Origin of the sequence: Pantoea sp. JV6 (genome assembly GCF_025910055.1) — a bacterium.
GTDB classification, from domain to species: Bacteria; Pseudomonadota; Gammaproteobacteria; order Enterobacterales; family Enterobacteriaceae; genus Pantoea; species Pantoea agglomerans.
In genome coordinates this window covers 499,190-516,072 of record NZ_JAPCIM010000012.1, presented here as the reverse complement: position 1 = coordinate 516,072, position 16,883 = coordinate 499,190, and the positions used below count along the sequence as shown (strand labels likewise).

Annotated in this window: 13 protein-coding genes and 7 tRNA genes; 2 read left to right on the top strand and 18 right to left on the bottom strand. The window is 54.8% G+C overall.

Annotation, left to right across the window (positions count from 1 at the left end; genetic code table 11):
* Window positions 1-5 precede the first annotated feature (5 nt).
* The gene (leuS, locus tag OK412_RS12720; protein WP_010258964.1) at window positions 6-2,588 is read right to left on the bottom strand and encodes a leucine--tRNA ligase; all 2,583 of its coding nucleotides are present in this window, start codon (window positions 2,586-2,588) and stop codon (window positions 6-8) included.
* A gap of 222 nt (window positions 2,589-2,810) precedes the next feature.
* Between leuS and OK412_RS12715 the strand changes: the two genes are divergently transcribed.
* Window positions 2,811-3,293 carry a zinc ribbon-containing protein gene (locus OK412_RS12715; protein WP_010258963.1) on the top strand — a complete coding sequence of 161 codons (483 nt, stop codon included), beginning with the start codon at window positions 2,811-2,813 and terminating at the stop codon, window positions 3,291-3,293.
* Window positions 3,294-3,351: 58 nt separating this feature from the next.
* On the opposite strand, the gene OK412_RS12710 is transcribed toward OK412_RS12715, so the two are convergent.
* From OK412_RS12710 to miaB, 9 genes are all read right to left on the bottom strand, one after another.
* Window positions 3,352-4,077 (bottom strand): amino acid ABC transporter ATP-binding protein, encoded by a 726-nt coding sequence (locus OK412_RS12710; RefSeq protein ID WP_010258962.1) that lies wholly within the window; start codon window positions 4,075-4,077, stop codon window positions 3,352-3,354.
* A complete protein-coding gene (gltK, locus tag OK412_RS12705) occupies window positions 4,078-4,755 on the bottom strand; it encodes a glutamate/aspartate ABC transporter permease GltK (RefSeq protein ID WP_010258961.1) in 678 nt (225 codons plus the stop codon).
* Window positions 4,755-5,495: an amino acid ABC transporter permease gene (locus OK412_RS12700; RefSeq protein WP_010258960.1), complete on the bottom strand. Its 741-nt coding sequence runs from the start codon at window positions 5,493-5,495 to the stop codon at window positions 4,755-4,757. Before OK412_RS12700 ends, gltK begins: the two co-directional genes overlap by 1 nt.
* 280 nt (window positions 5,496-5,775) lie before the next feature.
* On the bottom strand, window positions 5,776-6,672 hold the full coding sequence (locus OK412_RS12695) for an amino acid ABC transporter substrate-binding protein (protein ID WP_010258958.1): 897 nt from the start codon (window positions 6,670-6,672) through the stop codon (window positions 5,776-5,778).
* 495 nt (window positions 6,673-7,167) lie between these two features.
* Complete coding sequence (gene lnt / locus OK412_RS12690; RefSeq protein WP_010258955.1) at window positions 7,168-8,691, bottom strand: apolipoprotein N-acyltransferase; 1,524 nt, start codon at window positions 8,689-8,691, stop codon at window positions 7,168-7,170.
* Between the two features lie 4 nt (window positions 8,692-8,695).
* Complete coding sequence (gene corC / locus OK412_RS12685) at window positions 8,696-9,577, bottom strand: CNNM family magnesium/cobalt transport protein CorC (protein ID WP_008925004.1); 882 nt, start codon at window positions 9,575-9,577, stop codon at window positions 8,696-8,698.
* Between the two features lie 82 nt (window positions 9,578-9,659).
* Window positions 9,660-10,133, bottom strand: coding sequence for an rRNA maturation RNase YbeY (ybeY, locus tag OK412_RS12680; RefSeq protein ID WP_022626053.1), 474 nt, complete (start codon window positions 10,131-10,133; stop codon window positions 9,660-9,662).
* The gene (locus OK412_RS12675) at window positions 10,130-11,191 is read right to left on the bottom strand and encodes a PhoH family protein (RefSeq protein WP_010258952.1); all 1,062 of its coding nucleotides are present in this window, start codon (window positions 11,189-11,191) and stop codon (window positions 10,130-10,132) included. The genes ybeY and OK412_RS12675 overlap by 4 nt, the downstream gene beginning before the upstream one ends.
* A gap of 209 nt (window positions 11,192-11,400) precedes the next feature.
* A complete protein-coding gene (gene miaB / locus OK412_RS12670; RefSeq protein ID WP_010258951.1) occupies window positions 11,401-12,825 on the bottom strand; it encodes a tRNA (N6-isopentenyl adenosine(37)-C2)-methylthiotransferase MiaB in 1,425 nt (474 codons plus the stop codon).
* A 172-nt stretch (window positions 12,826-12,997) separates the two neighbouring features.
* Here miaB and ubiF point away from each other — a divergent pair, with 172 nt between their 5' ends.
* Window positions 12,998-14,170 (top strand): 3-demethoxyubiquinol 3-hydroxylase, encoded by a 1,173-nt coding sequence (gene ubiF, locus OK412_RS12665; protein ID WP_061704234.1) that lies wholly within the window; start codon window positions 12,998-13,000, stop codon window positions 14,168-14,170.
* A gap of 99 nt (window positions 14,171-14,269) precedes the next feature.
* Here ubiF and OK412_RS12660 read toward each other — a convergent pair.
* The 8 genes from OK412_RS12660 to asnB all read right to left on the bottom strand — a co-directional run bounded on the left by OK412_RS12660 (window position 14,270) and on the right by asnB (window position 16,817).
* A tRNA-Gln gene (locus OK412_RS12660) sits at window positions 14,270-14,344 on the bottom strand.
* A gap of 30 nt (window positions 14,345-14,374) precedes the next feature.
* Window positions 14,375-14,449, bottom strand: a tRNA-Gln gene (locus OK412_RS12655).
* A gap of 6 nt (window positions 14,450-14,455) precedes the next feature.
* Window positions 14,456-14,532, bottom strand: a tRNA-Met gene (locus OK412_RS12650).
* A gap of 22 nt (window positions 14,533-14,554) precedes the next feature.
* Window positions 14,555-14,629: transfer RNA gene (locus OK412_RS12645), tRNA-Gln, on the bottom strand.
* Window positions 14,630-14,663: 34 nt separating this feature from the next.
* Window positions 14,664-14,738, bottom strand: a tRNA-Gln gene (locus OK412_RS12640).
* 22 nt (window positions 14,739-14,760) lie between these two features.
* Window positions 14,761-14,845: transfer RNA gene (locus OK412_RS12635), tRNA-Leu, on the bottom strand.
* 9 nt (window positions 14,846-14,854) lie between these two features.
* Window positions 14,855-14,931: transfer RNA gene (locus OK412_RS12630), tRNA-Met, on the bottom strand.
* Between the two features lie 218 nt (window positions 14,932-15,149).
* Window positions 15,150-16,817: an asparagine synthase B gene (gene asnB, locus OK412_RS12625; RefSeq protein ID WP_010671283.1), complete on the bottom strand. Its 1,668-nt coding sequence runs from the start codon at window positions 16,815-16,817 to the stop codon at window positions 15,150-15,152.
* Window positions 16,818-16,883 lie beyond the last annotated feature (66 nt).

The window sequence follows — 16,883 nt, the reverse complement described above, 5'->3', positions numbered from 1 at the left end:
TGAACTTAACCTACGACCAGGTTAAGCAGTTTGCCCGGTACATAAATGACTTTACGGATAGTCACGCCGTCCAGATACTTCGCTACCAGATGCTCCTGCGCAGCGCGTGCCTGAACCTGTTCCTGTGTTGCATCGGCTGGCACGGTGATTTTACCGCGCACTTTACCGTTAACCTGAACCACTACCAGCAGCGAATCTTCAACCATAGCGGCTTCATCCGCAACCGGCCAGCTCGCTTCATCGATAGTGCCTTCGCCACCCAGCGTCTGCCACAGAACATAGCAGGCGTGCGGGGTAAACGGATAGAGCAGACGGACGATGGCCAGCAGCGCTTCCTGCATCAGGGCGCGATCCTGCTCGCTTTCCTGCGGGGCGCGTGCCAGTTTGTTCATCAGCTCCATGATCGCCGCAATGGCGGTGTTGAAAGTCTGACGACGGCCAATATCATCTGCCACTTTGGCGATGGTTTTGTGCAGATCGCGACGCAGCGATTTCTGCTCGTCATTCAGGCTCTCCACATCCAGTGCCACGGTCGCACCTTTCTGTGTGTGCTCGAAGACCAGCTTCCAGACACGTTTCAGGAAGCGGTTCGCCCCTTCAACGCCCGACTCCTGCCACTCCAGCGTCATATCCGCCGGTGAAGCAAACATCATAAACAGACGCACGGTATCCGCGCCGTAACGCTCAACCATCAGCTGTGGGTCGATGCCGTTGTTTTTCGACTTCGACATTTTGCTCATGCCCGCGTAGATCACTTCGCGGCCCTGCGTGTCTGTGGCTTTAACAATGCGGCCTTTCTCATCCCGCTCAACCTCAACGTCAACCGGTGAAACCCAGTTACGCTCGCCGTTGGCACCAAGGTAGTAGAAGGCGTCAGCCAGCACCATGCCCTGGCACAGCAGACGTTTGGCTGGCTCATTGGAGTTCACCAGGCCCGCGTCACGCAGCAGCTTGTGGAAGAAGCGGAAATACATCAGGTGCATGATGGCGTGTTCAATACCGCCCACATACTGATCGACTGGCAGCCAGTAGTTTGCCGCTGCCGGATCCAGCATGCCTTCCTTGTAGCTGGCGCAGGTATAACGCGCGTAGTACCAGGAAGACTCCATGAAGGTGTCAAAGGTGTCGGTTTCACGCAGGGCTGGCTGGCCGTTTACCGTGGTTTTAGCCCACTCCGGATCCGCTTTGATTGGGCTGGTAATGCCATCCATCACCACATCTTCCGGCAGGATCACCGGCAGCTGGTCTTCTGGTGCAGGCATAACGGTGCCATCTTCCAGCGTCACCATCGGGATAGGGGCACCCCAGTAGCGCTGACGGGAGACACCCCAGTCGCGCAGGCGGTAGTTCACTTTACGCACGCCCACGCCTTTTGCCGCCAGCGAATCCGCAATGGCGTTAAAACCGGTGGCGTGATCCATGCCGTTAAACTCACCTGAGTTGAACAGCGCACCTTTGTCAGTCATCGCCGCGATGCTGACATCAGGAATGGAACCATCCAGATTCAGGATGACCGGCTTAATCGGCAGATCATATTTAGTGGCAAACTCCCAGTCGCGCTGATCGTGCGCCGGAACCGCCATCACAGCGCCGGTGCCATATTCCATCAGTACGAAGTTGGCAACCCAGACCGGGATAAGCTCGCCGGTCAGCGGATGAACAACAGACAGGCCGGTCGCCATGCCTTTCTTCTCCATGGTCGCCATATCGGCTTCGGCCACTTTGGTATTGCGGCATTCAGCGATAAAGTCAGCCAGCGCCGGATTATTGACCGACGCCTGGGTCGCCAGCGGATGGCCTGCGGCAACGGCAACATAGGTTGCGCCGATAAAGGTATCCGGGCGGGTGGTGTAGACGGTGACCTTCTCTTCGCTGTCAGCCACATCGAAGGTGATTTCGACACCTTCAGAGCGGCCAATCCAGTTACGCTGCATGGTTTTGACCTGCTCAGGCCACTCTTCCAGCGTATCCAGGTCGTTCAGCAGCTCTTCCGCATAATCGGTGATTTTGATAAACCACTGCGGGATCTCTTTACGCTCAACTTTGGTGTCGCAGCGCCAGCAGCAGCCGTCGATCACCTGCTCGTTCGCCAGCACCGTCTGATCGTTCGGGCACCAGTTCACGGCAGAGGTCTTTTTATAGACCAGGCCTTTTTCATACAGTTTGGTAAAGAACCACTGTTCCCAGCGATAGTACTCTGGCTGGCAGGTTGCCAGTTCACGACTCCAGTCATAGCCAAAGCCCAGCAGTTTGAGCTGGTTTTTCATGTAGGCGATATTGTCGTAAGTCCACGGGGCCGGAGCGGTGTTGTTTTTCACCGCAGCGCCTTCCGCAGGCAGGCCGAAAGCATCCCAGCCAATCGGCTGTAGTACGTTTTTGCCGAGCATACGCTGATAACGCGCGATTACGTCGCCGATGGTGTAGTTACGAACGTGGCCCATGTGCAGGCGGCCAGAAGGATAGGGCAACATGGAGAGGCAATAGTATTTCTCTTTACCTTCCTGCTCAGTCACTTTAAACGTTTCGTTTTCATCCCAGTGCTGCTGCACACGGGATTCAATTTCTTCCGGGCGGTATTGCTCTTGCATGGCTGCCTGTGGTCCTTTATGAAAAACATTTTTCTGGCTCTAAGATCCGCATAGCATACCCATAAGGCCGCGTATCAACAACACTTCCCACTTTTGCTGGCACGATTTCTGCCGAAAGCGTCAGAGCCTTCACCCTTTTGTAATTCACTGTACAGACGACACGGCAAAAGCAACATTACGACTAAACTTAGTTCAGCGAGGGTCTGCATAAAGGAGAACAAAATGAATAAAGTGGCTCAGGAATATCGCGAGTCGTTAGCCGTATTGACCGAACGTCTTCGTCAGGGCGATCGTAACCTTGATGAGCTGATTGCCGGGCGACGAAGCCAGTTGCTGGTGCGCGATGATATGACGGAACAGGAGATTGACCAGGCGCTCAGCTCAGTGCGCCGTGATCTGGGCGAGTTTGCACGCAGCTACACCGATGTGGAAGAACCGCTGGCGGACTCACTGTTTATGCGCATCATCCGCGAGAGCGTCTGGAAAGAGCTGGCGGATATCACCGATAAAAGTCAGCTGGAGTGGCGAGAGGTCTTCCAGGATCTGCATCACCACGGGGTTTATCAGAGCGGGGAAGTGGTGGGGCTGGGCAATCTGGTCTGTGAGAAATGCCAGTTCACCCGGGCAATCTACACGCCTGAAACGCTGTCACGTTGTCCGGAATGCGGCAATGACCAGTTCCAGCGTCAGCCTTTCGAACCCTGATAGTTCGGCGTAGCTAAATGAAGCGGGCCACCCTGGGTGACCCGCCTGTTCGTCAGGTTTAGTGCAGAATTTTTGCGAGGAAATCTTTAGCGCGCTCAGACTGTGGATTATTAAAGAAGTCATCTTTGTTGGTGTCTTCGATAATTTTCCCTTCATCCATAAAGATCACGCGATTGGCAACCTTACGGGCGAAGCCCATCTCATGGGTCACCACCATCATCGTCATCCCTTCCTGTGCCAGTTCAACCATCACATCCAGCACTTCGTTGATCATTTCCGGATCCAGCGCGGAGGTGGGTTCATCAAACAGCATCGCGATAGGGTCCATGCAGAGCGCTCGCGCAATCGCCACACGCTGCTGCTGACCACCTGAGAGCTGGCCGGGAAACTTCTCAGCATGGGCGGAAAGACCCACACGCTTCAGCAGCTTCAGCCCTTTATCGCGGGCTGCCGCTTTGTCGCGTTTCAGCACTTTCACCTGCGCCAGAACCAGGTTGTTGATAATGCTCAGATGCGGAAACAGCTCGAAGTGCTGGAACACCATCCCGACCTGGCTGCGAAGCTGCGCAAGATTAGTCTTTTTGTTATTCACCTCGGTGCCGTTCACCGCAATCACGCCCTGCTGAATCGGCTCAAGGCCGTTCACCGTTTTGATCAGCGTTGATTTACCGGAGCCGGACGGGCCGCACACCACCACCACTTCACCGGTTTTGACGTCGGTTGAGCAGTCGGTCAGCACCTGAAAGTGACCATACCACTTAGAAACATTTTTCAGGCTAATCATTTAAACCGTCCTTTTTCTTTTTAGATAGCTGACCAACAGCGATGCGCTCAGGCTGATAACGAAGTAGACAAGACCTGCAAACAGAACCATTTCAACCTGGGTGCCATCACGCTCACCAATGGTGGATGCGGTACGGAAGAAGTCCGCCAGGCTTAAGACATAAACCAGCGAGGTATCCTGGAACAGCACGATACCCTGCGTCAGTAACAGCGGAACCATGGCGCGAAACGCCTGTGGCAGGATGATCAGTCGCATTGCCTGCCACTGCGTCATGCCCAGCGCCAGAGCCGCACTGCCCTGTCCACGCGAGATACTGATGATGCCGGCGCGAATAATTTCAGAGTAGTACGCCGCTTCGAACAGCGAAAAGGCGACCATGGCTGAAATCAGTCGGATATCCGTTTTGGGCGACAGGCCCAGCACCTGCTGCAGAAAACTCGGCACGACCAGATAGAACCACAGCAGCACCATGACCAGCGGCACCGAGCGGAACAGGTTGACGTAAATTTTAGCGAACCAGCTGATGGGCTTAAACGTCGACAGGCGCATCACCGCCAGCAGAGTGCCCCACAGGATGCCGAAGACCACGGCGGTAATCGTGATCTTAAAGGTGATCACTAAGCCATTAAGCAGATAGGGCAGGCTGGGTGTAATCGAACTCCAGTCAAACTCGTACATTACTTGCCTCCCGCATTGCCTGGCAGCCGGACTTTGCGCTCGACCAGACTCATCAACAACATAATCACCAGGTTAATCGCAACGTAGGCCAGCGTAATGGCGGTAAAGGATTCATAGGCGTGGGCAGAATAGTCGAGCAGTTTGCCCGCCTGCGCCGCCATATCGACCAGACCAATGGTGGAGGCGATAGCGGAGTTCTTCACCAGGTTCAGCATTTCCGAGGTCATCGGCGGCACAATCACGCGATACGCATTCGGCAGCAGCACATAGCGATAGGTCTGCGGCAGGGTTAAGCCCATCGCCAGACCGGCATTCTTCTGTCCACTCGGCAGTGACTGAATCGCTGCGCGCACCTGCTCGCAAACGCGGGCGGCGGTAAACAGGCCAAGACAGATCATCGAGGAGAGGAAGAACTGAATGTTGGGATCCAGCTCAGACTTAAACCACATGCCAAGCTTTTCGCCCACCAGCTCGGGCGCCACCAGATACCAGAAGAAGAACTGGACGATCAGTGGGATATTACGAAACAGTTCGACATAGCAGGTGCCAATGGTCGACAGCAGGCGATTAGGCACGGTGCGCAGAATGCCGAAAAATGAACCCACGCAGAAGGCGATAATCCAGGCGCAGCAGGAGACGGCAATTGTCACCTGAAAACCGGACCACAGCCAGCCGAGGTAGGTCGTGTTACCGAACGGGGCCTGTTCGAGGAATATGCCCCAGTTCCAATCGATACCCATAACGAGCTCCGGAAAAAAAGGGTAGCTAAGCTACCCTGAAGATTGATGAACGGCGTTTTATTTCCTGACTCAGGGGAACGACCCGTGTCAGTCTGTCTGTCCATGCCGCGGTTTCAGCAATCGAGGGGGCAGCCAGGCCGCCCTTGTTATACCCGTCGTCTTTCAGGCTGCATTTTTGTTGGCTACATTCACTCACCCAAATCACTTGCCGGAGTAGGCTCATCGTGAGTCATTTTTCTGCTGCCTCAATGCAATCTGAAATCCATTGGGTATTTTGTTGTTAATTCAGTGCTTTATCATTTGGTGTTTTGAACAGCGCTTTCATGTCATCAGAGAGCTCAAAGTTCATGTTCAGGTTCTTTGGTGGAATCGGCTGTTTGAACCAGGTGTCGAACCATTTTTCTGCCTGGCCAGAGGTCTGGGCTTTAGCAATGGTTTCATCCACCAGCGCTTTGAACTGCGGATCATCTTTACGCAGCATGCAGCCATAGGCTTCTTTTGACTGTGGCGTGCCCAGAATTTCCCAGTTGTCCGGCTTTTTGGCTTTGGCGCGTTCGCCTGCCAGCAGGGCATCATCCATCATAAAGGCCACGGCACGACCGGTTTCCAGCGTACGGAAGGAGTCACCGTGATCTTTTGCGCTGATGATGCGCAGATCCAGTTTCTGTTCGTCGTTGAGTTTGTGCAGCAGCACTTCAGAGGTGGTACCTGAGGTCACCACTACGGTTTTGCCTTTCAGGTCAGCGAAATCTTTGATCGGGCCATCTTTCTTCACCAGCAGACGGGTGCCGATAACAAAAATAGTGTCTGAGAAGGCGGCCTGTTTCTGGCGCTCAAGGTTATTGGTGGTCGAGCCACACTCATAATCGTAGGTGCCGTTTTGCAGCAGCGGAATACGGTTTTGTGAGGTGATCGGGATCATTTTGACCTGCAGATCAGGCTTGTTCAGCTTTGCTTTAATCGCTTCAACGATGGCGTTTGAGTAAGCCTGTGAGTAGCCGACGACTTTTTGCTGGTTGTCATAATAAGAAAAGGGAACTGATGATTCGCGATGCCCGACCACAATGACGCCATTGTCATTGATCTTCTTCAGGGTGCCGCTGAGATCTTCCGCCTGGGCCGCTCCCGCCGCTGCGCTGATCAGCAGAAGAGATAATGCCACTTTGCGTAGTTGCATGTTCCAACTCCTTCGTATGAAAAAGGCACAGGATATAACCTGCGCTGATTATGATGTTGTGTCTGTTTTCTGCTGCGTTTCTGCTCATTCTGCGGTTTAAACGGGCGCAGAAGAGTCATTAACATAGCGGATTGTTAACGCAATGAAACAAAAAAGTTTCTTTTTTGCGAGGTGATGCGCACCAAAAAAAGGCAATTTTTTCACCCTGCGCGTTAATGGTGCAGCAGCGTCAATTGTTTTGGTGCAATCCGCCCGGCATCAGCGCCTGCAATCAGCCTGTTTGCGAAAAGCAGTGAAACATTTTGCAATCATCGTGCCAGAAAGAGGTTATGGGTTAGAAAGACAGCAGAGTGTGCGTTGCAATCATCGTGCCAGAAAGAGGTTATGGGTTAGAAAGACAGCAGAGTGTGCGGCGTGGGGAGTGAAAAAAACCGGAGAGTCACCATGAAAAAGGCGAAGCACGTGCTTCGCCTTCAGTGAGCACAGGAGGGGAGGTTATCGACGACGGCGCAGGAGTGCTATCACCGCCGCCAGCAGCGTCAGTGACCACACTGGCCAGATGCCAGCCCGCGCATACGGGGTTTCTCCCTGCGTTGGCGTAACCTTGCTGGTCAGCACATCGCGGGTAAACTGCGGCAGCATGGCTTCCACATCACCACTGGCATTGACCACCGCCGTCACACCATTATTGGTGCTGCGCAACAGCGGACGTCCCAGTTCCAGCGCACGCATCCTCGCCATCTGGAAGTGCTGCCATGGGCCGATAGAGTGACCAAACCAGGCATCGTTCGAAACGGTCAACAGGAAGTTGGTGTCGGGATGGAAGTTGGCCCGCACCTGTTCACCCAGCACGATCTCATAACAGATGGCGCTGGTCAGGTTATAGCCCGCCACGCTGAGTTGCGGCTGGAGGTAGTTGCCACGACTGAATGCCGACATCGGCAGATCGAAGAACGGGGCCAGCGGACGCAGCAGATCGGCCAGCGGCACAAATTCGCCAAACGGCACCAGGTGATTCTTCTGGTAACGATTGCCGCTGAAGTAGTTGTACGGCGCTTTACCGCCCAGCACGATTACGGTGTTGTAATCGTGATATCGGTTCTGCTCCAGCCGGGAGTCCACAATGCCGGTGATCAGCGAACTGCCGCGCTCACGCAGTTCGTCATCCAGCGAACGCAGGAACGGCTGCTGATTACTCTCCAGATCGGTAATTGCCGATTCAGGCCAGATAATAATCGGCGCTTTGCCCATCAGCGGCTGACTCAGACCGTTGTAAATGCGCAGGGTAGTGAGCAGCTGCTGCGGATCCCACTTCATCGATTGCGGGATGTTTCCCTGCACCAGCGCCACCTCGACGGCCCGCTCGGGCATCGGCTGAACCCACTGGATGTAGCGCAACGGCCATGGCAATGCCAGCAGCAGCAGCGCTGCTACCAGACTTCTGACGTTGCGCTGTTGCAGGGCATAAGCCAGCAGGCCAGCCACCACCATCAGCAGGAAGGTCAGCGTCTCTACGCCCGCCAGTGGGGCCAGGCCTTTTAACGGGCCATCGATCTGGCTGTAACCAAACTGCAGCCACGGAAAGCCGGTCAGCACCCAGCCGCGCAGGAACTCGGTGATCTGCCACAATGCCGGTGCCGCCAGCGCCAGGCGCCACAGCGTCGTTCGCGGCCAGATGCGATTCAGTACGCCGGCAAACAGCGCCGGGTAGATCGCCAGATAAGCCGCCAGCAGCGCTACGATAAAGACATTGACCGGGCCAGGCATGCCGCCAAAGGTGGCGACACTGACATAAACCCAGTTGATGCCACTGCCGAACAGACCTAAACCCCAGACAAACCCAATGGCGCTGGCCTGCGGGCTGGAGCGGTTAAGAGTCAACAGCTGTAAGCCACACAGCGAGAGCAGTGCAGCGGGCCAGAAATCGTAGGGAGAAAAGGCGAGGGTGCCAAGTGCACCCGTTATTAAAGCCAGCAGCAGGCGAACCCGCTGACGCGGGTAGAGTGAGGCTAAAGCCATAGACTTATTCGTCTTCCAGTTGAGGTTGTGGCGAATTTTCCGGAATAGTCACGTGAACCTGGATGATGCGGCGGCTGTCAGCCATCGCCACCTTGAACTGGTAACCCTCAATCTCGATGCTTTCACCGCGAGCGGGCAGATGACCGAAGCCCTGCATCACCAGACCACCGATGGTGTCGACTTCATCGTCACTGAACTGGGTGCCAAACACCTCGTTGAAATCTTCAATGGCGGTCAGTGCACGCACGGTAAAGGTGTGACGGTTGAGCTGACGGATATCACGATCTTCTTCGTCGTCATACTCATCTTCAATTTCACCGACGATCAGCTCCAGGATGTCTTCAATGGTCACCAGACCGGAGACACCGCCAAACTCATCAATGACGATCGCCATGTGGTAACGCTGGGAGCGGAACTCTTTCAGCATCCGGTCGACACGCTTACTTTCAGGCACAACCACCGCAGGACGCAGCACTTTCTCAATGCTGAAAGGCTCAGATTCGCTGCTCATAAACGGCAGCAGATCTTTCGCCATCAGAATCCCTTCCACATGATCTTTATCTTCGCTGATCACCGGGAAACGAGAATGGGCGGATTCGATAATGACATCCAGACACTCTTCGAGGCTCTGATTACGTTTCAGGGTGATCATTTGCGAGCGCGGGATCATGATGTCACGCACGCGCTGCTCCGCAATATCCAGTACCCCTTCGAGCATGTCGCGGGTGTCCTGGTCAATCAGCTCTTTGTTATTCGAGTCGCGGATCAGCTCCAGTAGCTCATCACGGCTTTTTGGTTCACCGTGAAAGAGTTGGTTGATCAACAGGGAGAAAAATCCCTTTTTACTACTGGGTGCATCGCTGTTTTGAGAATGGTCGTCGCTCATGGCGGTTTTTAAAGATCTCTCTGGTGAGGAATGGGTGCTGTCAGTAACCTGTACTGACAGCAGGATTGACTGAATTCAGGATTCAGGCGTCTTCTTTCTCCGAAATGTACGGATCAGGATACCCAAGAGCAAGCATTATCTCGGTCTCCAGCCCTTCCATCTCGTCCGCTTCGTCGTCTTCAATATGGTCGTAACCCAGCAGATGCAGCGTGCCGTGTACCACCATATGTGCCCAGTGGGCTTCAGCGCTTTTACCCTGTTCAGCGGCTTCCTGCTCAACGACCTGGCGGCAGATGATCAGATCGCCCAGCAGCGGCAGCTCAATGCCCGGCGGTGCTTCAAACGGGAAAGAGAGGACGTTGGTCGGCTTGTCTTTGCCGCGATAAGTCAGATTAAGCTCATGACTCTCCGCTTCATCAACCAGACGCACCGTAACTTCGCTTTCCGGCTGAAAAGGGGTGACAGCCGCTGACAGCCAGCGATGAAACTGGCTTTCATCAGGCAGGTCAGCGGTGTTGTCACAGGCGACCTGCAGGTCGAGAATCACCTCGCTCATTTGCTCTCCTGCGTGGCGCTCTGTGCAGCCAGTGCTTCACGTTTACGCTCTTCGGCCTGCTGGTCACGACGGGTCTGATCGGCCGCTTCCCAGGCTTCATAGGCGGTGACAATGCGGGCAACTACCGGATGGCGCACCACATCTTCGCTGTGGAAGAAGTTGAAGCTGATCTCTTCAACGTCCGCCAGCACCTCAATGGCATGACGCAGGCCTGACTTGACGTGACGCGGCAGGTCAATCTGGGTAACGTCGCCGGTAATCACCGCTTTAGAGTTAAAGCCGATACGCGTCAGGAACATTTTCATCTGCTCGATGGTGGTGTTCTGGCTCTCATCAAGAATGATAAACGCATCGTTCAGGGTACGACCACGCATGTAGGCCAGCGGGGCGACTTCAATGACGTTGCGCTCCATCAGCTTTTCCACCCGCTCGAAGCCGAGCATTTCGAACAGCGCATCGTAGAGCGGACGCAGATAAGGGTCGACTTTCTGGCTCAGATCGCCTGGCAGAAAGCCCAGCTTTTCACCCGCTTCGACGGCAGGGCGGGTCAGCATGATGCGGCGAATCTCCTGACGCTCCAGCGCATCCACTGCCGCGGCTACCGCCAGATAGGTTTTACCGGTACCAGCCGGGCCGACACCAAAGGTGATATCGTGGTCGAGCACATTAGCGATGTACTGGGCCTGGTTTGGAGTGCGCGGCTTGATCACACCGCGTTTGGTCTTGATATTGACCGCTTTACCATACTCCGGCACGCTCTCAGCGGTTTGCTCCAGTACCCGGCTCTCTTTGATCGCCAGGTGAATCTGATCAGGCTCGATATCCGGGATGTCGCCACGCACAGGCGCGGTATCGACATAGAGGGTTTTCAGAATATCTGCTGCGGCATTCACGCAAAGTGGACGTCCTGACAGCTTAAAAACGTTGTCGCGACGATTGATCTCAATGCCCAGACGACGTTCAAGCTGTTTTACATTATCGTCGAAAGGCCCACACAGGCTCATCAGACGACGGTTATCAGCCGGTTCAAGGGCGATTTCACGAGTTTCGATATTCAAACGAATCCTTTGGGTCACTCAGGGCCAGTTATGGGATGTGTCTGACGCACCGTTAAACTTAACCGGATGCACCATAACGAAATTATTTATGCCGTAACGCCTGGGCGCAAGCTTATGGAGAGATATTTGGGCGACACTTTCAGAAAGCAAGTGGTGCAAAGTGAAATTGGCGGCAACGCGATGCGCGCTGCCGCACAGTAAAGCAGGCATCACGGCTGGAACAGACTCACGCCGATTTCATTTTCTTTACGGGTACGGGCGATCACGGACGCTGGGCTTTCCGCCATGCGCAGCCCCATCTCTTCTTCAGTACGCACCAGTTTGCCGCGCAGCGAGTTGGTGTAGACATCGACAATCTCAACATCCACAAAGCGGCCGATCATTTCAGGCGAGCCTTCGAAATTTACTACGCGGTTATTTTCGGTGCGGCCAGAGACTTCCATCACGTTCTTGCGGGAGATGCCTTCCACCAGAATACGCTGCACTGTGCCCACCATGCGGCGACTGATCGCCTGCGCCTGCTGGTTAATGCGGTCCTGCAGGATCCACAGACGCTGCTTTTTCTCCTCTTCGCTGACATCATCCGGCAGGTCAGCGGCGGGCGTGCCGGGACGGGCAGAGTAGATAAAGCTGAAGCTGACGTCGAAATTGATCTCGGCGATAAGCTTCATGGTCTGCTCGAAATCCTGCTGAGTTTCACCGGGGAAACCAATGATAAAGTCAGAGCTGATCTCAATATCCGGGCGCGCCGCGCGCAGCTTGCGGATAATCGACTTATACTCCAGCGCGGTATGAGCACGCTTCATCAGCGTCAGAATACGGTCTGATCCACTCTGAACCGGCAGGTGCAGGAAGCTCACCAGTTCCGGCGTATCGCGGTAGACCTCGATAATGTCATCGGTGAACTCAATCGGGTGGCTGGTGGTGAAGCGAATGCGGTCGATACCGTCGATGGCGGCGACCAGGCGCAGCAGCTCAGCGAAAGTACAGATTTCACCATCAAAGGTGGCACCACGATAGGCGTTAACGTTCTGGCCAAGCAGGTTAACTTCACGCACGCCCTGCGCCGCCAGCTGAGCGATCTCCAGCAGAATGTCATCGCTGGGACGGCTCACTTCCTCTCCACGGGTGTAAGGCACCACGCAGAAAGTACAATATTTGTTGCAGCCTTCCATGATGGAGACAAAGGCAGTCGGGCCGTCTGCGCGCGGTTCCGGCAGGCGATCAAATTTCTCGATTTCCGGGAAGCTGATGTCGACCACCGGGCTTTTGGTGCCGCGCACGGTGTTGATCATCTCCGGCAGGCGGTGCAGTGTCTGCGGACCAAAAACGATATCCACGCAGGGCGCACGCTGGCGGATATGATCCCCTTCCTGCGACGCCACGCAGCCGCCCACGCCGATAATCACATCCGGGTTGCGCTCTTTGAGTTTTCTCCAGCGTCCCAGCAGGTGGAATACTTTCTCCTGCGCTTTCTCACGAATAGAACAGGTGTTAAGCAGCAGAATATCCGCCTCTTCAGGAACCTCGGTCAGCGTATAGCCGTGCGTACTGTTCAGCAGATCAGACATCTTGGATGAATCATACTCATTCATCTGACATCCCCAGGTTTTGATATGCAGTTTTTTTGTCATCGCGCTAACCATTGATTCAGTGCAGTGAAGTGCGGGGCGCGTATTGTAATGCTTTGATGCTGTTGTGACCAGCCTCAGGGCTTTTCTGCCAGCAATCCGGTTTTCCGGTACACTTTGCTTTATTCAGACCCGTGTTGCGCAGGCTGGCGGGAATAAGAGAGGGACATAAGCAATGCAGGATAATCAGTTTGATGTAGTGATTGTTGGCGGTGGCATGGTCGGTGCGGCGCTGGCCTGTGGACTGACGCAGCAACATTTTCGCGTTGCGGTAATTGAGCGTGCCGAACCCGCGCCTTTTGATGCCGACAGCGATCCCGATCTGCGAATTTCGGCGATTGGGTCATCCTCGGTGGGGTTGCTGAAGCAGCTCAACGTCTGGCCACGGGTAGAAGCGATGCGCAGCGCGCCCTATCGCAGGCTGGAAACCTGGGAGTGGCAGACGGCGCAGGTGAGTTTTGATGCGGCCTCGCTGGGGCTGCCCGAGCTGGGCTTTATGGTCGAGAACAGCGTGCTTCAGCGGGCGTTATGGGAGGAGATGCAGTCGCTGGGCGTGACCTGCTATTGCCCGGCCACACTGGAGAACCTGCAGCCAGAAAATGGCGGCTGGCGCATCGACCTCAACGACGGCGTTGCCCTGCATACACGCCTGGTGGTTGGGGCTGATGGCGCGAACTCTCAGGTGCGACAGATGGCCGGGATCGGTATTCATGGCTGGAGCTATGCGCAATCCTGTTTACTGATCAGCGTGACCTGCGAACATCCGGCAGGCGATGCGACCTGGCAGCACTTTACGCCTCAGGGACCGCGCGCCTTCTTGCCGCTGTATGGCAACCGGGCCTCGCTGGTCTGGTATGACGCGCCTGCAAGAGTCCGGCAGCTACAGGCGATGCCGATGGCCCAGCTGGAAAAAGAGATAGCCAGCCACTTCCCGGCGCGGCTGGGACGTTTTAAAGCCCATGCGGCTGGCGGCTTCCCGCTGGTACGGCGTCACGCTTCACGGTATGTCCTGCCAGGACTGGCGCTGGTCGGTGATGCCGCGCATACCATTAATCCGCTGGCCGGGCAGGGCGTGAATCTGGGCTATCGCGATATTGATGCGTTGATTAATGTGCTGGTCAGCGCACGCGGTGCGGCGGAGGATTGGGCATCCGAGCGCGTATTGCAGCGCTATCACCGGCAACGTCGTAAAGACAATATGCTGATGCAGGGCGGCATGGATCTGTTCTATTTTGCCTTCAGCAATCAGCTGGCACCGCTGCGGTTTGCACGTAATCTCGGATTGATTGCCGCCGAACATTCCGGGGTACTGAAGCGGCAGGTATTGCGCTACGCGCTGGGGTTATAGCAGATTGCGCATGTTGGCTCGCCGCACGGCGGGCCTGCAATCAGGAAGGGGAACGACAAAAACAACAAAGCCCGCAAAAGCGGGCCAGGTTGTGCAATTTGGCTGGGGTGCAGGGATTCGAACCCCGGAATGCTGGTATCAGAAACCAGTGCCTTACCGCTTGGCGACACCCCAATAATGGTGTTTTTCAAATTGTCTTTTGTATGGCTGGGGTGCAGGGATTCGAACCCCGGAATGCTGGTATCAGAAACCAGTGCCTTACCGCTTGGCGACACCCCAATTATATGGTGGCTACGACGGGAATCGAACCTGTGACCCCAGCATTATGAGTGCTGTGCTCTAACCAGCTGAGCTACGTAGCCAAATTGTACTGCATTTCAATGATGGCTGGGATACCTGGATTCGAACCAGGGAATGCCGGTATCAAAAACCGGTGCCTTACCGCTTGGCGATATCCCATTCGTCCGTTCTCAGCCTCGAGAATCATCGAAATTGGCTGGGATACCTGGATTCGAACCAGGGAATGCCGGTATCAAAAACCGGTGCCTTACCGCTTGGCGATATCCCATCCACGCTGCCGAATAATGAAATGGTGCGGGAGGCGAGACTTGAACTCGCACACCTTGCGGCGCCAGAACCTAAATCTGGTGCGTCTACCAATTTCGCCACTCCCGCAAAAAAAGATGGTGGCTACGACGGGAATCGAACCTGTGACCCCAGCATTATGAGTGCTGTGCTCTAACCAGCTGAGCTACGTAGCCATCTTTTTTTCGCGTTACCTTCATCGGCGTTGCGGGGCGCATTATGCGGAGTTGACCAGACAGCGTCAACAATTTTTTTACCGTTTTTTGCCAGATAATCGCTGTTTGACTGGCTTATAACCAGCCTGGATGTTTATTCGGCAATTTTTCAGTGAATACAACGCTAATCGTAAAAAAAATGGGCCACAACGGGCCCATTCTGGTTGCTTTCTGCCGGCTTATTTATAGGCTGACTGATGCACACCCACGGCACGACCAGAGGGATCGTCCATGTTTTTAAACGCTTCATCCCATTCAATCGCTTTGGCTGAAGAACAGGCGACCGATGGACCGCCAGGCACACACTCTGCCGCGCTCGCCAGCGGGAACAGCTCTTCAAAGATCTCACGATAGAGATAGGCTTCTTTCGAACCCGGCGTGTTGAACGGGAAGCGGAAGTGAGCGGTAGCCAGCTGCTGATCGCTGATTTGCTTCGCAGCCACTTCTTTCAGTGAGTCGATCCAGCTGTAACCCACGCCATCCGAGAACTGCTCTTTCTGACGCCACGCCACGCTCTCCGGCAGGTAAGAGGAGAAACATTCACGCAGAATGTGCTTCTCCATTTTACCGTTGCTGCCACACATTTTATCGGCCGGGTTAATACGCATCGCCACATCCAGGAATTTTTTATCCAGGAACGGTACGCGGGCTTCAACGCCCCAGGCGGACATCGCTTTGTTGGCACGGGCGCAGTCGAACATATGCAGCGCCTGCAGTTTACGTACGTTTTCTTCGTGGAACTCTTTGGCGTTTGGCGCTTTATGGAAATAGAGATAGCCGCCGAAGACTTCATCTGCGCCTTCGCCCGACAGCACCATCTTAATGCCCATCGCTTTAATTTTACGCGACATTAAGTACATTGGCGTAGAGGCACGAATGGTGGTGACGTCATAGGTTTCAATGTGATAAATCACATCGCGAATGGCATCCAGACCTTCCTGCACGGTGAAATGAATTTCATGGTGTACGGTGCCCAGATGCTCCGCCACCGATTTCGCCGCTTTTAAGTCGGGTGAACCTTCCAGCCCTACCGCGAAGGAGTGCAGCTGTGGCCACCACGCATCACTTTTATCCTGATCTTCAACCCGCTTCGCCGCGTAACGCTTGGTCACGGCTGAAATGATGGAAGAGTCCAGACCGCCTGACAGCAGCACGCCGTAAGGCACATCTGACATCAGGTGGCTTTTCACGGACTCTTCCAGCGCATGTTTCAGGCCAGCGGCGTCGGTGGTGTTGTGCTCAACGTTTTTATATTCCATCCAGTCGCGCTGCCAGTAACGGCGGATCTCGCCATCGGTGCTGGAGAGGTAGCTTCCCGGCGGGAACTCTTTGATTGAACGGCAGGCAGGTACCAGCGCTTTCATTTCTGAAGCAACAAACAGGTTGCCATGCTCATCGTTACCCATATAGAGCGGGATGATGCCGATGTGGTCGCGACCAATCAGGTACGTTTTTTTAACGGTGTCATAGAGGATAAAGGCGAACATGCCTTCCAGCTCATCGAGGAAATCGACACCTTTCTCCTGATAGAGCGCCAGAATCACTTCACAGTCAGAACCGGTCTGAAACGCGTAGCGATCGCTGAGTTCAGCGCGCAGTGCCTGGTGGTTATAAATTTCGCCGTTAACTGCCAGTACGTGGGTGTGATCGGCGTTGTATAGCGGCTGTGCGCCATTGTTAACGTCAACAATTGAGAGACGTTCATGCGCCAGAATAGCATGGTCATCGGCGTAGACGCCTGACCAGTCCGGGCCGCGATGACGCATTAAGCGTGAACATTCCAGCGCTTTTTTGCGCAGCTCAACAGGATCGGTTTTCAGATCCAGCACACCAAAAATTGAACACATAACTGACTCCTGAGCTCACCTTACGGCGATGTTATCTTTTGCGTTTGTCCGGCAGCCTGATGCTGC